Origin of the sequence: Leptolyngbya boryana PCC 6306, from assembly GCF_000353285.1 — a bacterium.
Classification (GTDB): domain Bacteria; phylum Cyanobacteriota; class Cyanobacteriia; order Leptolyngbyales; family Leptolyngbyaceae; genus Leptolyngbya; species Leptolyngbya boryana.
Window position 1 is genome coordinate 4731966 of record NZ_KB731324.1, and the last position, 14853, is coordinate 4746818.

The 14853-nt window shown below is 47.5% G+C and carries 13 protein-coding genes; 8 read left to right on the forward strand and 5 right to left on the reverse strand.

Annotated elements, in window-relative coordinates:
- Positions 1-103 precede the first annotated feature (103 nt).
- From LEPBO_RS0123555 to LEPBO_RS38050, 3 genes are all read left to right on the forward strand, one after another.
- Complete coding sequence (locus LEPBO_RS0123555) at positions 104-1498, forward strand: sensor histidine kinase (protein ID WP_017290053.1); 1395 nt, start codon at positions 104-106, stop codon at positions 1496-1498.
- Between the two features lie 93 nt (positions 1499-1591).
- On the forward strand, positions 1592-2755 hold the full coding sequence (locus tag LEPBO_RS0123560; protein ID WP_017290054.1) for a hypothetical protein: 1164 nt from the start codon (positions 1592-1594) through the stop codon (positions 2753-2755).
- A 129-nt stretch (positions 2756-2884) separates the two neighbouring features.
- The gene (locus LEPBO_RS38050) at positions 2885-3511 is read left to right on the forward strand and encodes a (2Fe-2S) ferredoxin domain-containing protein (RefSeq protein ID WP_017290055.1); all 627 of its coding nucleotides are present in this window, start codon (positions 2885-2887) and stop codon (positions 3509-3511) included.
- A 67-nt stretch (positions 3512-3578) separates the two neighbouring features.
- Here the strand turns inward: LEPBO_RS38050 and LEPBO_RS38055 are convergent, their stop codons facing one another.
- Positions 3579-4088, reverse strand: coding sequence for a L,D-transpeptidase (locus LEPBO_RS38055; RefSeq protein ID WP_017290056.1), 510 nt, complete (start codon positions 4086-4088; stop codon positions 3579-3581).
- A gap of 166 nt (positions 4089-4254) precedes the next feature.
- On the opposite strand from LEPBO_RS38055, the gene dnaK reads away from it, so the two are divergent.
- Positions 4255-6753, forward strand: a complete 2499-nt coding sequence (gene dnaK / locus LEPBO_RS0123575) for a molecular chaperone DnaK (protein ID WP_017290057.1) — start codon at positions 4255-4257, stop codon at positions 6751-6753.
- Between the two features lie 90 nt (positions 6754-6843).
- A complete protein-coding gene (locus LEPBO_RS0123580) occupies positions 6844-7821 on the forward strand; it encodes a DnaJ C-terminal domain-containing protein (protein ID WP_017290058.1) in 978 nt (325 codons plus the stop codon).
- Between the two features lie 58 nt (positions 7822-7879).
- On the opposite strand, the gene LEPBO_RS0123585 is transcribed toward LEPBO_RS0123580, so the two are convergent.
- From LEPBO_RS0123585 to LEPBO_RS0123595, 3 genes are all read right to left on the reverse strand, one after another.
- Positions 7880-8095 (reverse strand): hypothetical protein, encoded by a 216-nt coding sequence (locus LEPBO_RS0123585; RefSeq protein ID WP_017290059.1) that lies wholly within the window; start codon positions 8093-8095, stop codon positions 7880-7882.
- 85 nt (positions 8096-8180) lie between these two features.
- Positions 8181-8513, reverse strand: a complete 333-nt coding sequence (locus LEPBO_RS0123590) for a DUF565 domain-containing protein (RefSeq protein WP_017290060.1) — start codon at positions 8511-8513, stop codon at positions 8181-8183.
- A 31-nt stretch (positions 8514-8544) separates the two neighbouring features.
- A complete protein-coding gene (locus LEPBO_RS0123595) occupies positions 8545-9105 on the reverse strand; it encodes a Uma2 family endonuclease (RefSeq protein WP_017290061.1) in 561 nt (186 codons plus the stop codon).
- Between the two features lie 176 nt (positions 9106-9281).
- Here LEPBO_RS0123595 and LEPBO_RS0123600 point away from each other — a divergent pair, with 176 nt between their 5' ends.
- The 3 genes from LEPBO_RS0123600 to LEPBO_RS0123610 all read left to right on the forward strand — a co-directional run bounded on the left by LEPBO_RS0123600 (position 9282) and on the right by LEPBO_RS0123610 (position 13595).
- Positions 9282-10622 carry a class I SAM-dependent methyltransferase gene (locus LEPBO_RS0123600; protein ID WP_017290062.1) on the forward strand — a complete coding sequence of 447 codons (1341 nt, stop codon included), beginning with the start codon at positions 9282-9284 and terminating at the stop codon, positions 10620-10622.
- A gap of 109 nt (positions 10623-10731) precedes the next feature.
- The gene (locus tag LEPBO_RS0123605) at positions 10732-11247 is read left to right on the forward strand and encodes a type IV pilin-like G/H family protein (RefSeq protein ID WP_017290063.1); all 516 of its coding nucleotides are present in this window, start codon (positions 10732-10734) and stop codon (positions 11245-11247) included.
- Between the two features lie 122 nt (positions 11248-11369).
- On the forward strand, positions 11370-13595 hold the full coding sequence (locus tag LEPBO_RS0123610; RefSeq protein ID WP_036044846.1) for an O-linked N-acetylglucosamine transferase, SPINDLY family protein: 2226 nt from the start codon (positions 11370-11372) through the stop codon (positions 13593-13595).
- Between the two features lie 205 nt (positions 13596-13800).
- On the opposite strand, the gene LEPBO_RS0123615 is transcribed toward LEPBO_RS0123610, so the two are convergent.
- Positions 13801-14757 carry an FkbM family methyltransferase gene (locus LEPBO_RS0123615; protein ID WP_017290065.1) on the reverse strand — a complete coding sequence of 319 codons (957 nt, stop codon included), beginning with the start codon at positions 14755-14757 and terminating at the stop codon, positions 13801-13803.
- Positions 14758-14853 lie beyond the last annotated feature (96 nt).

Below are 14853 nucleotides of genomic sequence, written 5' to 3' on the forward strand. Positions count from 1 at the left end.
ACTTCCTCAGCGGCAATTGCGTCCATTTAGGTTCGGTTCTACGATCTACCCTAAGTCCGAAAAACCGATACTCTCTAAATAAGTCGCCGTCAACAGTCGTGATATGTCTGAGTGGATCTTCCCAACGTTAAGCGAACTTCTGTCTCGTGAAGTTCCAGAATCGTCTCACCCTCCCAGTGCAGCCCTGCGACAAATCAAAGCAGAGCGCGAATGGTTTAGCGCGATCGCGGCTCTAGAATCCCTTCTCTCATCTACTGAAGGCGTACTCTTCTCCGCCCCTCTACCAATTCTCAGCCAGCCAGAAAGCTTTCCCAATATCACCACCTACTCCTTCACCCCGAACGCCCTATTTTCAGGTTTTTCCTTTCAGCTTCCCTCTGCAAACGGTGAAACTTCAGAGTGTGAAACCAATACCCTCGGTCTTTTCCCCGGCGATGCACTTGCCGCCGAAGCCTTTTGCCTTGCCCTGACCTCAAAATTCAGTCTTCTCATGGTGCTCGGCGAAGACCGTGCCAAAAATCCTGCCTTTTTCTTCTCATTTGACCCCGAAGAGATCACTAAAGCTTGGCAAGTTCTGCGCCTGCGTGTTGTCTTGATGAATCCTGGACATTTGCAAAAGCTCGATCGTCTTTACGCAACCTTCCCCCCGATCGCACCTAACTACAAACTGATTACTCAATTCAGCCATGCGTTGCTCAGTCATCTGCCTGACCCGATCGCTGAATCTGAGAAACGTACCATTCGCGATCCTAGACCCTTACAAACGCCGACTGCTGATGTCCTAAAAAGCGCGGATGTAGAACTGCTGCAAGCGATCGCGCATGAAGTCCGCACGCCTCTGACAACAATCCGGACGCTAACTCGCCTCCTGCTCAAACGCCGCGATCTGCCAGCGGATGCCGTCAAACGGCTTGAAATGATCGATCGCGAATGCAGTGAACAGATTGATCGCTTTGGCTTAATCTTTCGCGCCGTCGAGCTTGAAACCTCAGCTACAAAAGTCTCCTCGCTCGCCACAACTTCTCTCGAAGAAGTCTTAGAGCAGAGCATTCCACGCTGGCAAAAACAGGCAAACCAGCGCAACCTCACACTGGATGTCATCTTGCCGCAGCACATTCCATCGGTCATGAGCGATCCGACGATGCTCGATCAAGCATTATCGAGTCTGATTGAGCGATCGGCACGTAGTCTGCCCGCAGGCAGTTCAATTCAAGTCGAAGTTTCGCTCGCCGGACATCAACTCAAACTTCAACTTCAGGCGCAAAAAGATGATCTCCCCCATGACACGCACCAGATGCCACTGCTCAAATCTCTCGGTCAAGTGCTTGTCTTTCAACCTGAAACCGGAAGTCTCAGTCTCAATCTCAATGTAACTAAGAATATTTTTCAGGCATTAGGCGGAAAGCTGATCGTTCGAGAACGACCCGAACAAGGCGAAATTTACACGCTCTTTCTCCCGCTAGAACCGAGCAAAAATGCGTCTGGAATGATCGTTTAACTCAACCCGTTTGCGTTTCAAAATTGGTAATCTCGTTCTGAACAGCAGCGTTGAGTGACTAAGCTAAGCGATATCTTACGCTTCTCAATGCTTATGCTGCAACATCTTGTCAATTCAACGCTGCTTGGGTGTCTCATGCTGACGAGTTCTGGCGTTGCGATGCACTCCACAGTGGCATCAGCACCCATCATCGATTCATCATTCAATTCACCCGACCCGAAGACGATCGCCGAACAAGTTCGCCAAGATGCGATCGCGAAAGAGAAACTCGATCAAACTGCAAAAGCCAGGATTGAGCGAGTCGGACGAGAAATCTGGATGTACAATCCTGTGCCCTATTGGAAGGTGACGATCGCAGATCAGCGTCAAACGCTCGCTTATCTCACAACTCAGGAAGGTAGGTTCAGAGTCTTAATGTCTCGAAATGGACAACCCACCCATCCCGTTGGAAAACCGGCTCAAGAAATTGCTCCTGCTGAGATGAGGACTACAGCCTTAAACAGCGCGATCGCGCAGTGGGACTATCCAGCAAAACACCTACCTCAAATTCTTTCAGAGAAAGTGACTTGGACAAGTGGTTGTGAAAATGTTTCGGCTCCCTTTGCCTGTGATCCAGTCTTACACCAAGGCTGGAAAATCACGATGCTACGACAAAACGCTCGATGGGTGTTTCGGGGCGAAACTGCACAAGATCTGCAACTCATCGAACGCACGTCAGGAGTTGAACAACGCTTACCCGCTAACGTGCGGGATGAGATCAAGCGCATTGCAGGCAATCACTTTCAACTTTCACCCTCTGTCGTGTTGATTACAAACATTGATCTCCAAACTTTTTCAGATAGCTGCCTCGGTCTAGGAGATTTAGCAGAAACCTGTGTGCGTCAAGATCTCAAAGGATATCGCGTGACCGTCACAGGTCAAAAAAATCAACAGCAAATTTATCGCATTAGCAATAATGCAAAATTTCGCAGGACTGAAGCGATCGCAGGTTTGCCTACTCGCACCGATGAATTACCCACAGCGATCGCTCACAAAGTGTTCAGCACTGCTCAGAAAGACTTGCAGCGACCTATTGCAAGCCTCAAAATCACGCAAGTTGCTCCTACTTTCAACTGTTTCCGCTCTCCGACCGATCCCCCAAACACACCCTGCCTGCCCACAAAATCGATGAATGGCTGGAAAGTCACTGTGACAAACAACCAGAAATCACTCACCTACACGCTTAGTCTCAACGGCAGCATTCTCGGCAAGCACTAAATCTTTCTCGCTCGCTTAATCCATTTTTAATGAGAAGTATTTGCAAATAATATGCAATTCGGGTATGTTTGATTTCAGGAGCTATTGCATATTATTAGCAATAACCTAGGACGCATTCTCCGTAAAACCATGACTCAAGACCAGCGATCGACAGAATTTTGCTTTTCGGGTAAGTTTCTCGGCTACGTCTTCAAAGATGGCTACAAAATCAAGCGCCTCAACCTTGCCACTGAAAATGGTGAATATTCCATCAAAATGACTAAACTTGCCCGAGCAACCCTCGGTCAAACGCTCTTACCCGGTGATCAAATTCAAGTCGGCGGCTGGCAAAAATACGATCGCTCCGAAAACGCCTTCAAGTTCAAAGCCTATTGGATCAAACCTGTAAACTCGGTCGCTCAACTCGAACTTCCGGCTCCTCAAGCCTCAAGCCCCAAACCCAAAAAACAATCGATTCTCGTCTGCCAGAAATCAAGCTGTATGAAACGAGGCGGCAAAGCGATCTGCGGCGCGATCGAGCAAGCTTTAAGCGATCGAGGTCTCGAAGATCAAGTCACCCTCAAAGGGACGGGCTGCATGAAAGCCTGCGGCAAAGTCCCCGTCGTACTCGACAAAACTCGCTACACCAAACTCAATCCCAAAGATGTGGCGACGCTCATCGATGAACATTTCGCCCCGGCAATTGAACCCACACAGCCTGAAATTAACCCGATCGCTCCTCAACGAGAGATTGAAGTCCTGCCAATTTCAGCCTAAAAATACTCGTTTTATCTTTAACCGGATTCGCTGCCTCACATTTAGCGAATCCGGTTTTTTACAGATCTCAAGGCTCGACAATCACCGGAGTCCCGATCGACACTTTCTCAAACAGCGCAACCACATCTTTATTCTTCATCCGAATACATCCATGCGACACTGCCTGTCCAATCAACTCAGGCTGATTCGTTCCATGAAATCCTAGCTGCGTCTTGCCATCCGTCCAAAACCCAATCCATCTCACACCTAATGGATTGTCCGCACCCGGCCGAATCACATTTCCCGTCTTAAAGTTCTTAAAAACCGGATTCACTTCCTTAGAAAACACCTGATACTGTCCGGGCGGAGTCTCCCATCCTTTTTTGCCAACCGCGATCGCAAAACTCGCAGTAATCACATTTCCCTCATAGACATAAACCCGGCGCGCTTTCGTCCGCACGACCACTCGCATCAAACTCGGCTGCGGCTCAGACAGCACAATCTCTGCCGTCTCTCTCCAATCCGCCCGTACTGGAGTCATATCGGCAATTGCGCCACCGATTGTTAGGGAACTGACTAACACCAAAATCCATTTCATATCACACTACTTTCACGCTTCTTAAGATAATTCCTGCAAACTTCACTAAAATAATCAAGCTGCGATCGCACTGCATCTCATCATCAGCCGGAAACCCCGATGGATGAGTAGCAAGATAGAATAAATCCAGCAAACCTTCTTTTGCAGTGAAAGGTTAGAGAAACGAATGGGTAGAGTCGTTGGAATTGACCTCGGTACAACTAATTCAGTCGTGGCAGTCATGGAAGGCGGAAAACCCGTCGTCATTGCCAACGCCGAAGGAATGCGAACCACCCCCTCCGTTGTGGGTGTCAGCAAAGAAGGGGAACGCCTCGTCGGTCAACTTGCCCGTCGCCAAGCCGTTCTCGACCCCCAAAACACCTTTTTTGGGGTCAAACGCTTTATGGGACGAAGATATGCCGAACTCAACCCCGAATCCAAACGAGTTCCCTACACCATTCGCAAAGACGAATCGGGCAACATTAAGCTGAAATGTCCCAGACTGGAGCGCGATTTCGCCCCTGAAGAAATCTCTGCCCAAATCCTCAAAAAACTTGCCGACGAAGCAGGGCGCTACCTGGGCGAAAAAGTCACCGGCGCAGTCATCACCGTTCCCGCCTATTTCAACGACTCCCAACGTCAAGCGACCCGCGATGCCGGAAGAATTGCAGGCTTAGAAGTCAAACGAATTCTCAACGAACCGACCGCTGCTTCTCTCGCTTACGGTCTCGATCGCGTTCAAAGTGAAACGATTCTCGTCTTTGATCTCGGCGGCGGAACGTTTGACGTATCGATTCTCGATGTGGGCGATGGTGTATTTGAAGTCAAATCGACCAGTGGCGACACCGAACTCGGCGGCGGCGAATTCGACAAAAAGATCGTCGATTGGCTCGCCGAACAATTTTTAGAACAAGAAGGCATCGATCTCCGTAAAGAACGTCAATCCTTGCAGCGTCTGACTGAAGCAGCCGAAAAAGCAAAAATCGAGCTTTCGGGTGTAGGCGTCACAGAAATCAACCTCCCCTTCATTGCAGCCGATCAAAACGGACCCAAACACTTAGAAACTCGCTTAACGCGATCGCAATTTGAAAGCCTCTGCGGCGATCTGCTCTCTCGTCTGAGAGAACCGCTCCGCAATGCCTTCCGCGACGCAGGACTGTCTCCTCGCGACATTGATGAAGTCGTGCTGGTCGGTGGCGCAACGCGAATGCCGATGGTTCAAGAAGTTGTACGATCGCTGATTAACCTCGAACCGAATCAAAACGTCAACCCCGATGAAGTCGTTGCAGTTGGCGCAGCAATTCAAGCTGGAATTCTCGCAGGCGAACTCAAAGATATCCTGCTCTTAGATGTCACTCCGCTCTCGGTTGGTTTAGAAACGATCGGCGGAATTATGAAAAAACTCATTCCCCGTGGCACAACAATTCCGACTCGTCGATCGGATACGTTTTCAACCTCTGAGGACAATCAAACGGTCGTTGAAGTTCACGTGCTTCAAGGTGAACGCGACATGGCATCCGGCAATAAATCGCTGGGTCGCTTTAAACTCATGGGCATTCCCCCCGCACCTCGTGGGATACCGCAAATTCAAGTTGCTTTCGATATCGATGCCAACGGAATTCTTCAAGTGACTGCGATGGATCGCACCACTGGACGCGAACAAAGCATCACGATTCAAGGCGCTTCCACTTTAAGCGATGAAGAGATCAAGCAAATGATCCGCAACGCTGAAGAATTTGCCCAAGTTGATGAACTTCGCAAACAAAAAGTGGAAAAGCGCAACCGCGCCGAGGCGATGACTTTCCAAGCCGAGCGGCAACTGCGAGAAGCCACACTCGATTTCGGCTATCAATTTGTCACGCCATATCGCAACCGGATCGAACCCCTAGTGCAACGTCTACGGCAAGCTCTCGCCAATAATGACGATCGCGGAGTCGATATTGCAGAAGCCGATCTCAAAGATGCCATCTACGATCTCAACCGCGAAATTTACCAGCAAAACAAAATCGAAGAAGGCGAAGGCGGCATTCTGCAATCGATCAAAGACTTCTTCCTCGAAGACGATGACGACTATTACTACGACAATCGCCGCGACTACTACGATTCTTCTCGTCGAGATGACTATTGGAGCGGTGGACGCAGCGGCTATGCCCTAAATCCGTCGCGCGAACCTGAAATCTATCCCCGCCGAGACGATTATCGCGATCCGTACAGCGCAAATCCACCGCGCAACAATGCCGATTTCACCACTCCACCCCGTCGTAATCCTGACGCATATGGCAGTGGTTCTGATTACAATCCGCCACGCCGTAAACCAGATCCTTACAGCGGGTCTGACGATTACAACCCACCGCGTCGTAAACCAGATCCTTATGGCGGCTCCGACGATTACAATCCACCGCGCCGCAATCCAGATCCTTATAGCGATCGCACATCCACCCCGCCGCCGCGTCGTAACCCAGATCCTTACGGTAGCCCAAGCTCTGGCGATTCTGAGTATTACGATTATGGAACTCCGCCCCGACGCGAGAATTACGACAAACCAACGAATCCGCCGCGTCGTGATGATTACGAAGACGATTATTACAACGATCGTCAATCTCGTCGTGACGATACCCCGCGCAAACGTCCCAACCGCCCTGATTATCGCCAAGATAACTGGGACGATGAAGACGACTGGCTGTAAGAGAAAACTAGAGGAGAGCCAGACTGCTCTGATTTCTCAAAACAGTGTTACACTCTACTCCCTAAGCCGCTTTCCTAGCCGTTCTTTTCTATGCAAAGTTTCCGCAATTATTACGAGATTTTGGGCGTTAACAATAGCGCACCTGCTGAAGACATCAAACGTGCTTACCGTCGCTTAGCACGCCAGTATCACCCTGATCTCAATCCCGGAAACAAGACAGCAGAAGAGAAATTTAAAGCCCTCAGCGAAGCGTATGGTGTGCTTTCTGATCCTCAAAAGCGCGCCAAGTACGACGAGTTTGGCGGCTTCTGGAAACAGCGGGGGTTCCAAAACGGGCAAAAAGGACGGAGCAATGAATCGAGCTACAGCAAATGGAAAGATTTCCATGAATTCTTTGATGAAGTCTTGAGCCAGCGCACGCCAAACCCTGAACCGATGTTTGAGGAGATTCCCATTCAGCGACCTCCTCGTACGGCTTCTCCACCTCCCCGAAGAGAACCCGACCCATTCCGCCCGGGTACGGTGAAAGAAAGCTATACCGTTAAAAAACCAACTCCACGAGATGCAGAGGCGCGTTTGACAGTTCCGCTCGAAAAAGCCTATGCCGGAGGACGAGAGCGAATTCGACTCGAAGATGGTCGATCGTTAGAAGTCAACATGCCCAAACATATGGTGACCGGTCAAAAAATCCGCCTGCGTGACCAAGGCGTGAATGGCGGCGATCTGTATCTCAAAATCGAAGTGCTTCCCCATCCATTTTTCAAAATCGATGGCTCAGATATTAGTTGCCTTCTTCCCATTACGCCCAGTGAGGCGGTGTTAGGCGCACCTGTGGAAGTTCCAACCTTAGACGGCCTAGTGAAAATGAATATTCCTCCAGGAGTCCGCTCCGGTCAAAAACTTCGTTTAGCCAATAAAGGATATCCAGATTTGAACGGCGATCGCGGTGATCAGATCGTTGAACTCACGATCGTCATTCCCAAAGAACTCAGCGATCAAGAACGCGAACTCTACGAAAAGCTCCGTCAAATCGAGCAATTCAATCCTCGAAAAAATCTTCCTGTATAACTCAAGAACTCCGAGTTTTTTGAAAAACTCGGAGTTCTCACCTTACAACAATCTTGTTCTACTCTTCTGGAATAACCCATTGCGGCGGCGCAGACATCCGCTCCATCGCTTTTTTCCGTACTGCCTCTTCCGCAATTTCCAACATCTTATCCAACGGAGTATCACTAATAAACTGACTCGCTTGCTGTGTATACTCGCGATTCGGACATTTATCTCCTAAAACGCAGCCGTTTTGGCACATCTCGGCACAATTAATTTCTGTACTTTCCGTCATAGTCTCTCCAGAGTCTTGTTATATGAGTTCTCCTAGGACACATCTAGCCCTTTGTTATTCTAACGAGCATCTGCAACCTCTTCCTCTAACTCCCCAGCTTAAATGCCTCGAGAAATAGGCTATACATTACCCCAATCTTTAGGGAATTCAGAACATCCGCAATCAACGATCGCCGATACCGTTCACTCCCGCCATAAGCAAGCCAGCTAATCACTTCTATCACGAGCACAATAACAGCGGCTGCAACAATATCCAACTCAGCCTGCTGCCCTGCAGTCGTTGAGATTGCGCTTCCCAGAAAAAATCCCAACAGCCAACTAATCAACAGCAGCGAAATCCGTCGCCAAGGATTTTGAAAGGTTTGATTTAGCTGTGCGGCGGTTGTATTGACGATCGTACTAAGTCGAGTATTCTGCATCGCATCTGCCCAAAATTTAGCGTGAAAGATATTAGACCGATCTCCGAATCAAGCGATCGACCTCGATTTCTACATCCAAAAAAGCCAATGGTCGAATCTTGCCTGCAATCAATTTTTGCTCGGATCGATAATCACCCTCGACTGGATCGCGGTAAACAATCAATTCCATCTGCTGCAAGTTCACCACCCAATACTCTCGAATTTCGGCTGCTGCATAGATTTTCCGCTTGGATTCCGTATCTTTATTCAAGCTTGAATTTGAGTATTCAATCACCCAAAAGATATTTTCTGGATAGGGATGATGCTGAAAATAAATCTCTTCATCCGCATCTACGATCGCAATATCGGGTTCGGGTTCGGACGCACTTTCAGGAATTGTGATCGGCTTGCCTTCTCGAATAAAGGCGCGTTCTCCCAGCAGCTTTCTAATGTAGTTCGCTCCACTACTGCTCAAACTTGCATGAGGCAATCCCTCTGGCGACATCGTCACTAATTCTCCATTCAACAGCTCCACAGGCTGATCGTCGAAAATGCCTGCTTCTACGGCTTGATGATAGCGATCGAGCGTCCAGCGATAAGTAGTAACCGTCATCGAGATCAGTCTCCTGCCTTGACCTACTGCAATTTTACCGTCCAAACCCCGCAGATTCCCCACCTTCGACTTTCCCAACTTTCAAGGCTCACCGTAAACGCACGGAGGTACATCTAGATCTTGCAGGCATATTGGTTGAAGTTTTCAGCTTCAGTCGCATCCTAGGAGAACCACCAATGACGAGCAGCGCCGCATCCCCAGACCAACTTGAGAAGATTCGGCAGCAGTTTGAATTTGAACCTTATCCGCGCATCCCGATCGAAACTTCGCCCCAAGGCAATGCAAATCTGCTGTTTATTCACAATCTAATGACAGCATTCTATCGAAGAGATCGAATGATGATCGATCCCTCAACGGCTTGCATTTTAGATGCAGGATGTGGAAGTGGCAGTAAATGCCTGTCTCTAGCGTTAGCAAATCCAGGAGCAAAGATTGTTGGAGTCGATCTCTCTGAGAAATCGATCGAGCTTGCCCGGAAGCGCCTCGCGTATCACGGCATTGAAAACGCCGAATTTCATGTCCTCTCGATTGAGGAACTTCCCCAGCTTGGCATGGAATTTGATTACATCAACTGTGATGAAGTCCTCTACTTATTTCCAGATATTGCAGATGGACTCAGAGCAATGAAGTCTGTGCTGAAACCACGCGGCATCATTCGCAGCAATCTCCATAGCGAGCTTCAACGGTTTATGTACTTTCGAGCGCAAAAGCTATTTAAATTAATGGGGCTAATGGAAAACAACCCAGAAGATTTAGAGATTGAAATTGCACTCGAAACCCTAAAAGCTCTCAAACCAGAGGTTTCACTCAAGACAACGCTTCGCCATAACCCAGAGGGCGACGGGCGGAACGAATGGGTGTTAATGAATCTGCTTTTCCAAGAAGACAAGGGTTACACCATTCCAGACTTATTTGATGGATTGCAGCGCGCTGATCTCGGCTTCATTAGCATGGTGAACTGGCAGCAATGGAATTTGACCACTCTTTTTCAAGAACCAGATAATCTTCCCCCTTTCTTAGCAATGGGGTTGCCGGGATGCTCTATTGAACAACAACTTCATCTATATGAGCTTTTTCATGCAAGACATCGATTATTAGACTTCTGGTGTGGTCATTCCAATTCAACAACACCCAAACTTCCGATCGCAGAATGGGACATCACTCACTGGAAAGAATCGACCCTTCACCTTCACCCCCAACTCAAAACTTCAGAAGTTCGCGAAAGCTTAGAACAATGCATCGAGCAACAAGCTCCATTTTTAATCACACGCTACCTGACTGCCTCAGTACCCGACGGAGAGAGCTTATTTATTGATGGTGCGATCGTTGCTGCATTATTACCCCTTTGGGACAGCCCTCAGCCCTTTACAGCCGTGCTCGATCGCTATTTGAAAGTTAGACCCGTTCATCCTGTCACGCTAGAAGCAACTTCAGTAGAAACTGCAATTGAACAGCTGCAACAGATTATTCAGCAACTTGAATCCTATCTATACCTGCTATTGGACTCGCCCAATTGAAATAGAAGATCTTTTTGGCAGGTGATATGAAACTTGAAACTGTTGGGCAAGTTAGATTCAGGCGTTAGAAGTTCAAACAAACCGCACCTTAAAAGGAGAAACCTTTCTCATGAAATCCGAACTCAAAGCAAAATTCTTGACCCACTTGCTCTCCAAAAAGAAAGACGGTGGTTTCACCCTGATTGAATTGCTCGTTGTTATTATCATCATCGGCATTCTCTCAGCGATCGCGCTTCCTTCCTTCTTGAACCAAGCAAACAAAGGTAAGCAATCCGAAGCTAAAACCTACGTTGGTACTCTGGTTCGGACTCAGCAGGCATTCTACTTGGAGAAAAGCGCATTTGCAACTGACTTAACCAAGCTGTCGAAGCCCATTGCTTCCGAAACTGAAAACTATCTCTACGCAACTGGCGGCGGCACTACCACCACCAGCTTGAGCACTGGAACTTCCAAAAAAGATCCGCTCCGCTCCTATGGTGGCACCGTATTTGTAGAAACTGATGCTACCACCAGCGAAACTAACACGACCGCAGTACTCTGTGAAAGCGACGCGCCTACCAAAACCGCTTTGGCAGCCGCTACTAACGTAACAACTTGTGCAGCTGGCTCTTCCGTCATCAAGTAATTTAGCTTAGCGCTGAAATTACTCAAATGCAAAGTGGGTAGATTCTCTCTATCCACTTTGCATTTTTTAGATCATGATCTGCCTGATTCCCCATCACTGTTAAATAGACTGAGAGACAACTTATGACAATCTTTATGCCCCCCGCTAGTTTGTCGCAAGATTGGCAGCAGCAAGCCAAGTTTTACATTGAGCAAGGCAGATTTGCTCAAGCCGCAGAGCTGTATGAGAAAGCGATAGAAATAGAGCCTGCTCAATATTCATACTACTGGCAATTAGGATTGCTGCTGCTGCTACAAGAGCAAGAGCAAGAAGCACAAACGATTTGGTTATTCGCACTATCAGAGATCGATGCAAACCAAATCGATGCAGCGATTGCAGAATTAAGTGAGATTTTACACCTTGAAGCGGAGCGACGTGTAGAGAAGCAAGAACAGACTACAGCTTGGGCAATTCGACAGCACTTACGAGAAATCTGCCCAACCAATATCACTAACCTACTAAGCCTTGTTTCACTCTCGATCGATCTCGAACTTCTCACCGATTCAACCTTTGAGGAAATTGGACTGATTCAGCAACTGACAGATCCGACAGAAGAAATTCCACTTCAATATCTTCTCAATGTCTTTCAGAAGTTGCTACAGACTGCCCCTGCCTCTCCATCACTGATCAAATTTGCTGAGGTTGCGACCGTTCTTTTGCAAGATACGATTGGTCTAGTCGATGCTATCTTATCGGGAATACTCCGATTTGGCTTTAGTCATCGTAATAGTAAATTCGCGATCGAACTTGCCGAATGCGCGTTAAAAATTAATCCCGATCACACTGAAATTCTAGGATTAGTTGCCTCTCTACATCAAATCGCGGGCAATTATGACAAAGGAATTGAGATTGCACGGCGGCGATACGAGCTTTCCCACACTCTCCCTGAACAGATCTACTCCAACAACTTGCTTCTGCGGGGATTTCTTGAAACAGGAGGGCGATGGCAAGAAGCTGTAGAAACCGCTCAGCATCACAGAGAATTACTTGCAGCCATTGTCAAACAGCAGCCAGAAAACCTCGGATCAACTTATCTAACACGATTGCTGAATTCAGGATACTATCTTGTCTACCTTCAGGATCAACCGAAACAGTGGCGAACTCTCGAAAATCAAGTTCTAGAATTTGCCCAGACAGAACTTCAACGTCACGCAACGGAAAACGGAAAGCAATACATCCATCACAAACGAGATCGAACAAACAAGCCTCTCAAAATTGGTTATCTCTCTCACTGCATGGCAACCCACTCAGTCGGATGGCTAGCCCGCTGGCTATTTCAACATCATGATCATAACCAGTTTGAAATCTATGGCTATTTTCTCGGCTATCGAGAAGTATATGATCCATTACAAACCTGGTATGTTGATGCCGTTGACCACGCGTATAAATTCAATGCAGGCGGTGCTGATACTCATCTAGAAATTGCTGATCAGATTTACCGTGATGAGATTGACATTCTCATTGATCTCGATAGCATCACTCTAGATATTAGCTGCCAAGTCTTATGTCTCAAGCCTGCTCCTATTCAAGTCACTTGGCTCGGTTGGGATGCGTCTGGGCTTCCAGCGATCGATTATTTCATTGCTGACCCCTATGTCCTCCCGAATGATGCACAGAGCTACTACAGTGAGAAAATCTGGCGCTTACCTCAAACCTATATTGCAGTCGATGGCTTTGAAGTCGATCCCCCGACTTTGCGCCGCGAAGATTTAGATATTCCTGAAGATGCAATTGTCTATCTCAGTGCTCAACGCGGCTATAAACGGCATCAAGATCATGCTAGAACTCAGTTACAGATCATCAAGCAAGTTCCCAATAGCTATTTCTTAATCAAAGGAATCGCTGATACGGCTTCAGTTCAAGACTTTTTCTATAAACTTGCTGAAGAAGAGGGTGTATCGCGAGACCAGCTTCGGTTCTTAGAAGGTGATCCGTCTTGCCAATCGCATCGGGCGAATTTGCAAATCGCGGATATTGTTCTTGATACGTTTCCCTACAACGGCGCAACGACAACTCTAGAAACGCTTTGGATGGGCATTCCAATCGTAACTCGCGTGGGTGAGCAATTTGCCGCTCGCAATAGCTACGGCATGATGATGAATGTTGGAGTCACTGAAGGCATCGCTTTTAGCGATCGCGAGTATATTGAATGGGGAATTCGCTTAGGCACAGATGCCGCTTTGAGACAAAGTGTCATCTCTAAGCTACATCAAGCGAAACGAACTGCTCCTTTGTGGAATGGTAAGCAGTTTGCCCGCGAAATGGAAGGCGCTTATCAAGCGATGTGGAGAACTTATCTAGAAAGCTAGTCTTTCTGGATGAACCACTGGCAACGGAGCATCCCGTTCTTTGTTTTCCCACCCGAAAAAACAAGATACCGCTTGTTTACGTGACGAAACCTTTCAAGATTAGAAGGCAACGCTCAAATTGATAGCATAACGATTTGAGCGTTGCCTTCAGCTAAACGAAGGCTTCCGTTTAAATTACTAATTTTGCGCCTTGACACAAAACTATTTATAAACTCTGAACTTTTACAAAAGGCTTCAGTTCGGCAATCAGAGTTCTTGCCTCTTCCGTCTGCTCTAATCCTGAAATTTGCTCCAAGCTTTCAAGCATATCAGTTGCAAAGTTGTAGCCGCTGCCATGCTGCAAGGTTAGAGTTTTTAAAAGTTCCAATGAATAATCTACTAACTCAAGCGCATCCGCAATGCAAGCTAGCTTAAAAGCTTGTTCAGGAAATTGAAAGCTATCATCTGCATTTTGCTGAAGATCACGTAAATAGATTGCATCTCCCCAAAGCGGCTGTCCAGGGCGATTTACCGATTGAATCATCGATCGAGGACGACGAGCAACCGTGACATCAAATAGCGAAAATCCTTGTTCTCTAAGGTAGAGATCAACATCCGCGAACAGAGGTTGTCCAATGTACAAAGGCGCATACTCAATCTCAACCTGAATCGCTAAAACACTGCTGCTTAAAAGATGCTTCGCTCCTTTAAGAACCTGAAGATCTGCTCCTTGAACATCAATTTGTAAAAAATCAATGCCACCGATTTCTTCTGAAGCACAGAACTCGTCCAGGCTCACAGTTTCTACTTGAGCCGTGCGATTCAATGCCATCACCGATAAACTTGCGAATTTTTTTAGAAAAGCCTCGTTTGGTGGATAAAGCGAACTACACATTGGATGCTGAGTAATATACAAAGTTGCCGCTTCAGATTTTTCAGCGATCGCAACTGGGAGATGGAACTCGTTCCAATCCGCATTTTTCGCTTCAAATTGCTGATTCGCAGCATCACAAGCATCTGGATCTGCATCAAACCCATAGATCGTTAATTCTGGGGCAAAAATCTGCCAAGCCTCACCATAATCATCTGCCATGGAAATTTTACGCGAACCAACATTGCAGATCGTCATATCAAGGCGCGCTAAGTGACCGCTTTCTTTCAGTTTCGGTAGAAAAAATGGCATGTTGGACTCCTTCCGTATTTGTATCAGCCTTTTCAAAAAAGTGATTCTACTGGCTGACTTAGCGATATAAAGAATTAGCGTTTAGCGATTTCTCAA

Bases quoted from the DNA above. Each gene is read 5' to 3' on its own strand.
- LEPBO_RS0123555 (WP_017290053.1), top strand. From the start codon at position 104: ATGTCTGAGTGGATCTTCCCAACGTTAAGCGAACTTCTGTCTCGTGAA.
- LEPBO_RS0123560 (WP_017290054.1), top strand. From the start codon at position 1,592: ATGCTGCAACATCTTGTCAATTCAACGCTGCTTGGGTGTCTCATGCTG.
- LEPBO_RS38050 (WP_017290055.1), top strand. From the start codon at position 2,885: ATGACTCAAGACCAGCGATCGACAGAATTTTGCTTTTCGGGTAAGTTT.
- LEPBO_RS38055 (WP_017290056.1), bottom strand. From the start codon at position 4,088: ATGAAATGGATTTTGGTGTTAGTCAGTTCCCTAACAATCGGTGGCGCA.
- dnaK (WP_017290057.1), top strand. From the start codon at position 4,255: ATGGGTAGAGTCGTTGGAATTGACCTCGGTACAACTAATTCAGTCGTG.
- LEPBO_RS0123580 (WP_017290058.1), top strand. From the start codon at position 6,844: ATGCAAAGTTTCCGCAATTATTACGAGATTTTGGGCGTTAACAATAGC.
- LEPBO_RS0123585 (WP_017290059.1), bottom strand. From the start codon at position 8,095: ATGACGGAAAGTACAGAAATTAATTGTGCCGAGATGTGCCAAAACGGC.
- LEPBO_RS0123590 (WP_017290060.1), bottom strand. From the start codon at position 8,513: ATGCAGAATACTCGACTTAGTACGATCGTCAATACAACCGCCGCACAG.
- LEPBO_RS0123595 (WP_017290061.1), bottom strand. From the start codon at position 9,105: ATGACGGTTACTACTTATCGCTGGACGCTCGATCGCTATCATCAAGCC.
- LEPBO_RS0123600 (WP_017290062.1), top strand. From the start codon at position 9,282: ATGACGAGCAGCGCCGCATCCCCAGACCAACTTGAGAAGATTCGGCAG.
- LEPBO_RS0123605 (WP_017290063.1), top strand. From the start codon at position 10,732: ATGAAATCCGAACTCAAAGCAAAATTCTTGACCCACTTGCTCTCCAAA.
- LEPBO_RS0123610 (WP_036044846.1), top strand. From the start codon at position 11,370: ATGACAATCTTTATGCCCCCCGCTAGTTTGTCGCAAGATTGGCAGCAG.
- LEPBO_RS0123615 (WP_017290065.1), bottom strand. From the start codon at position 14,757: ATGCCATTTTTTCTACCGAAACTGAAAGAAAGCGGTCACTTAGCGCGC.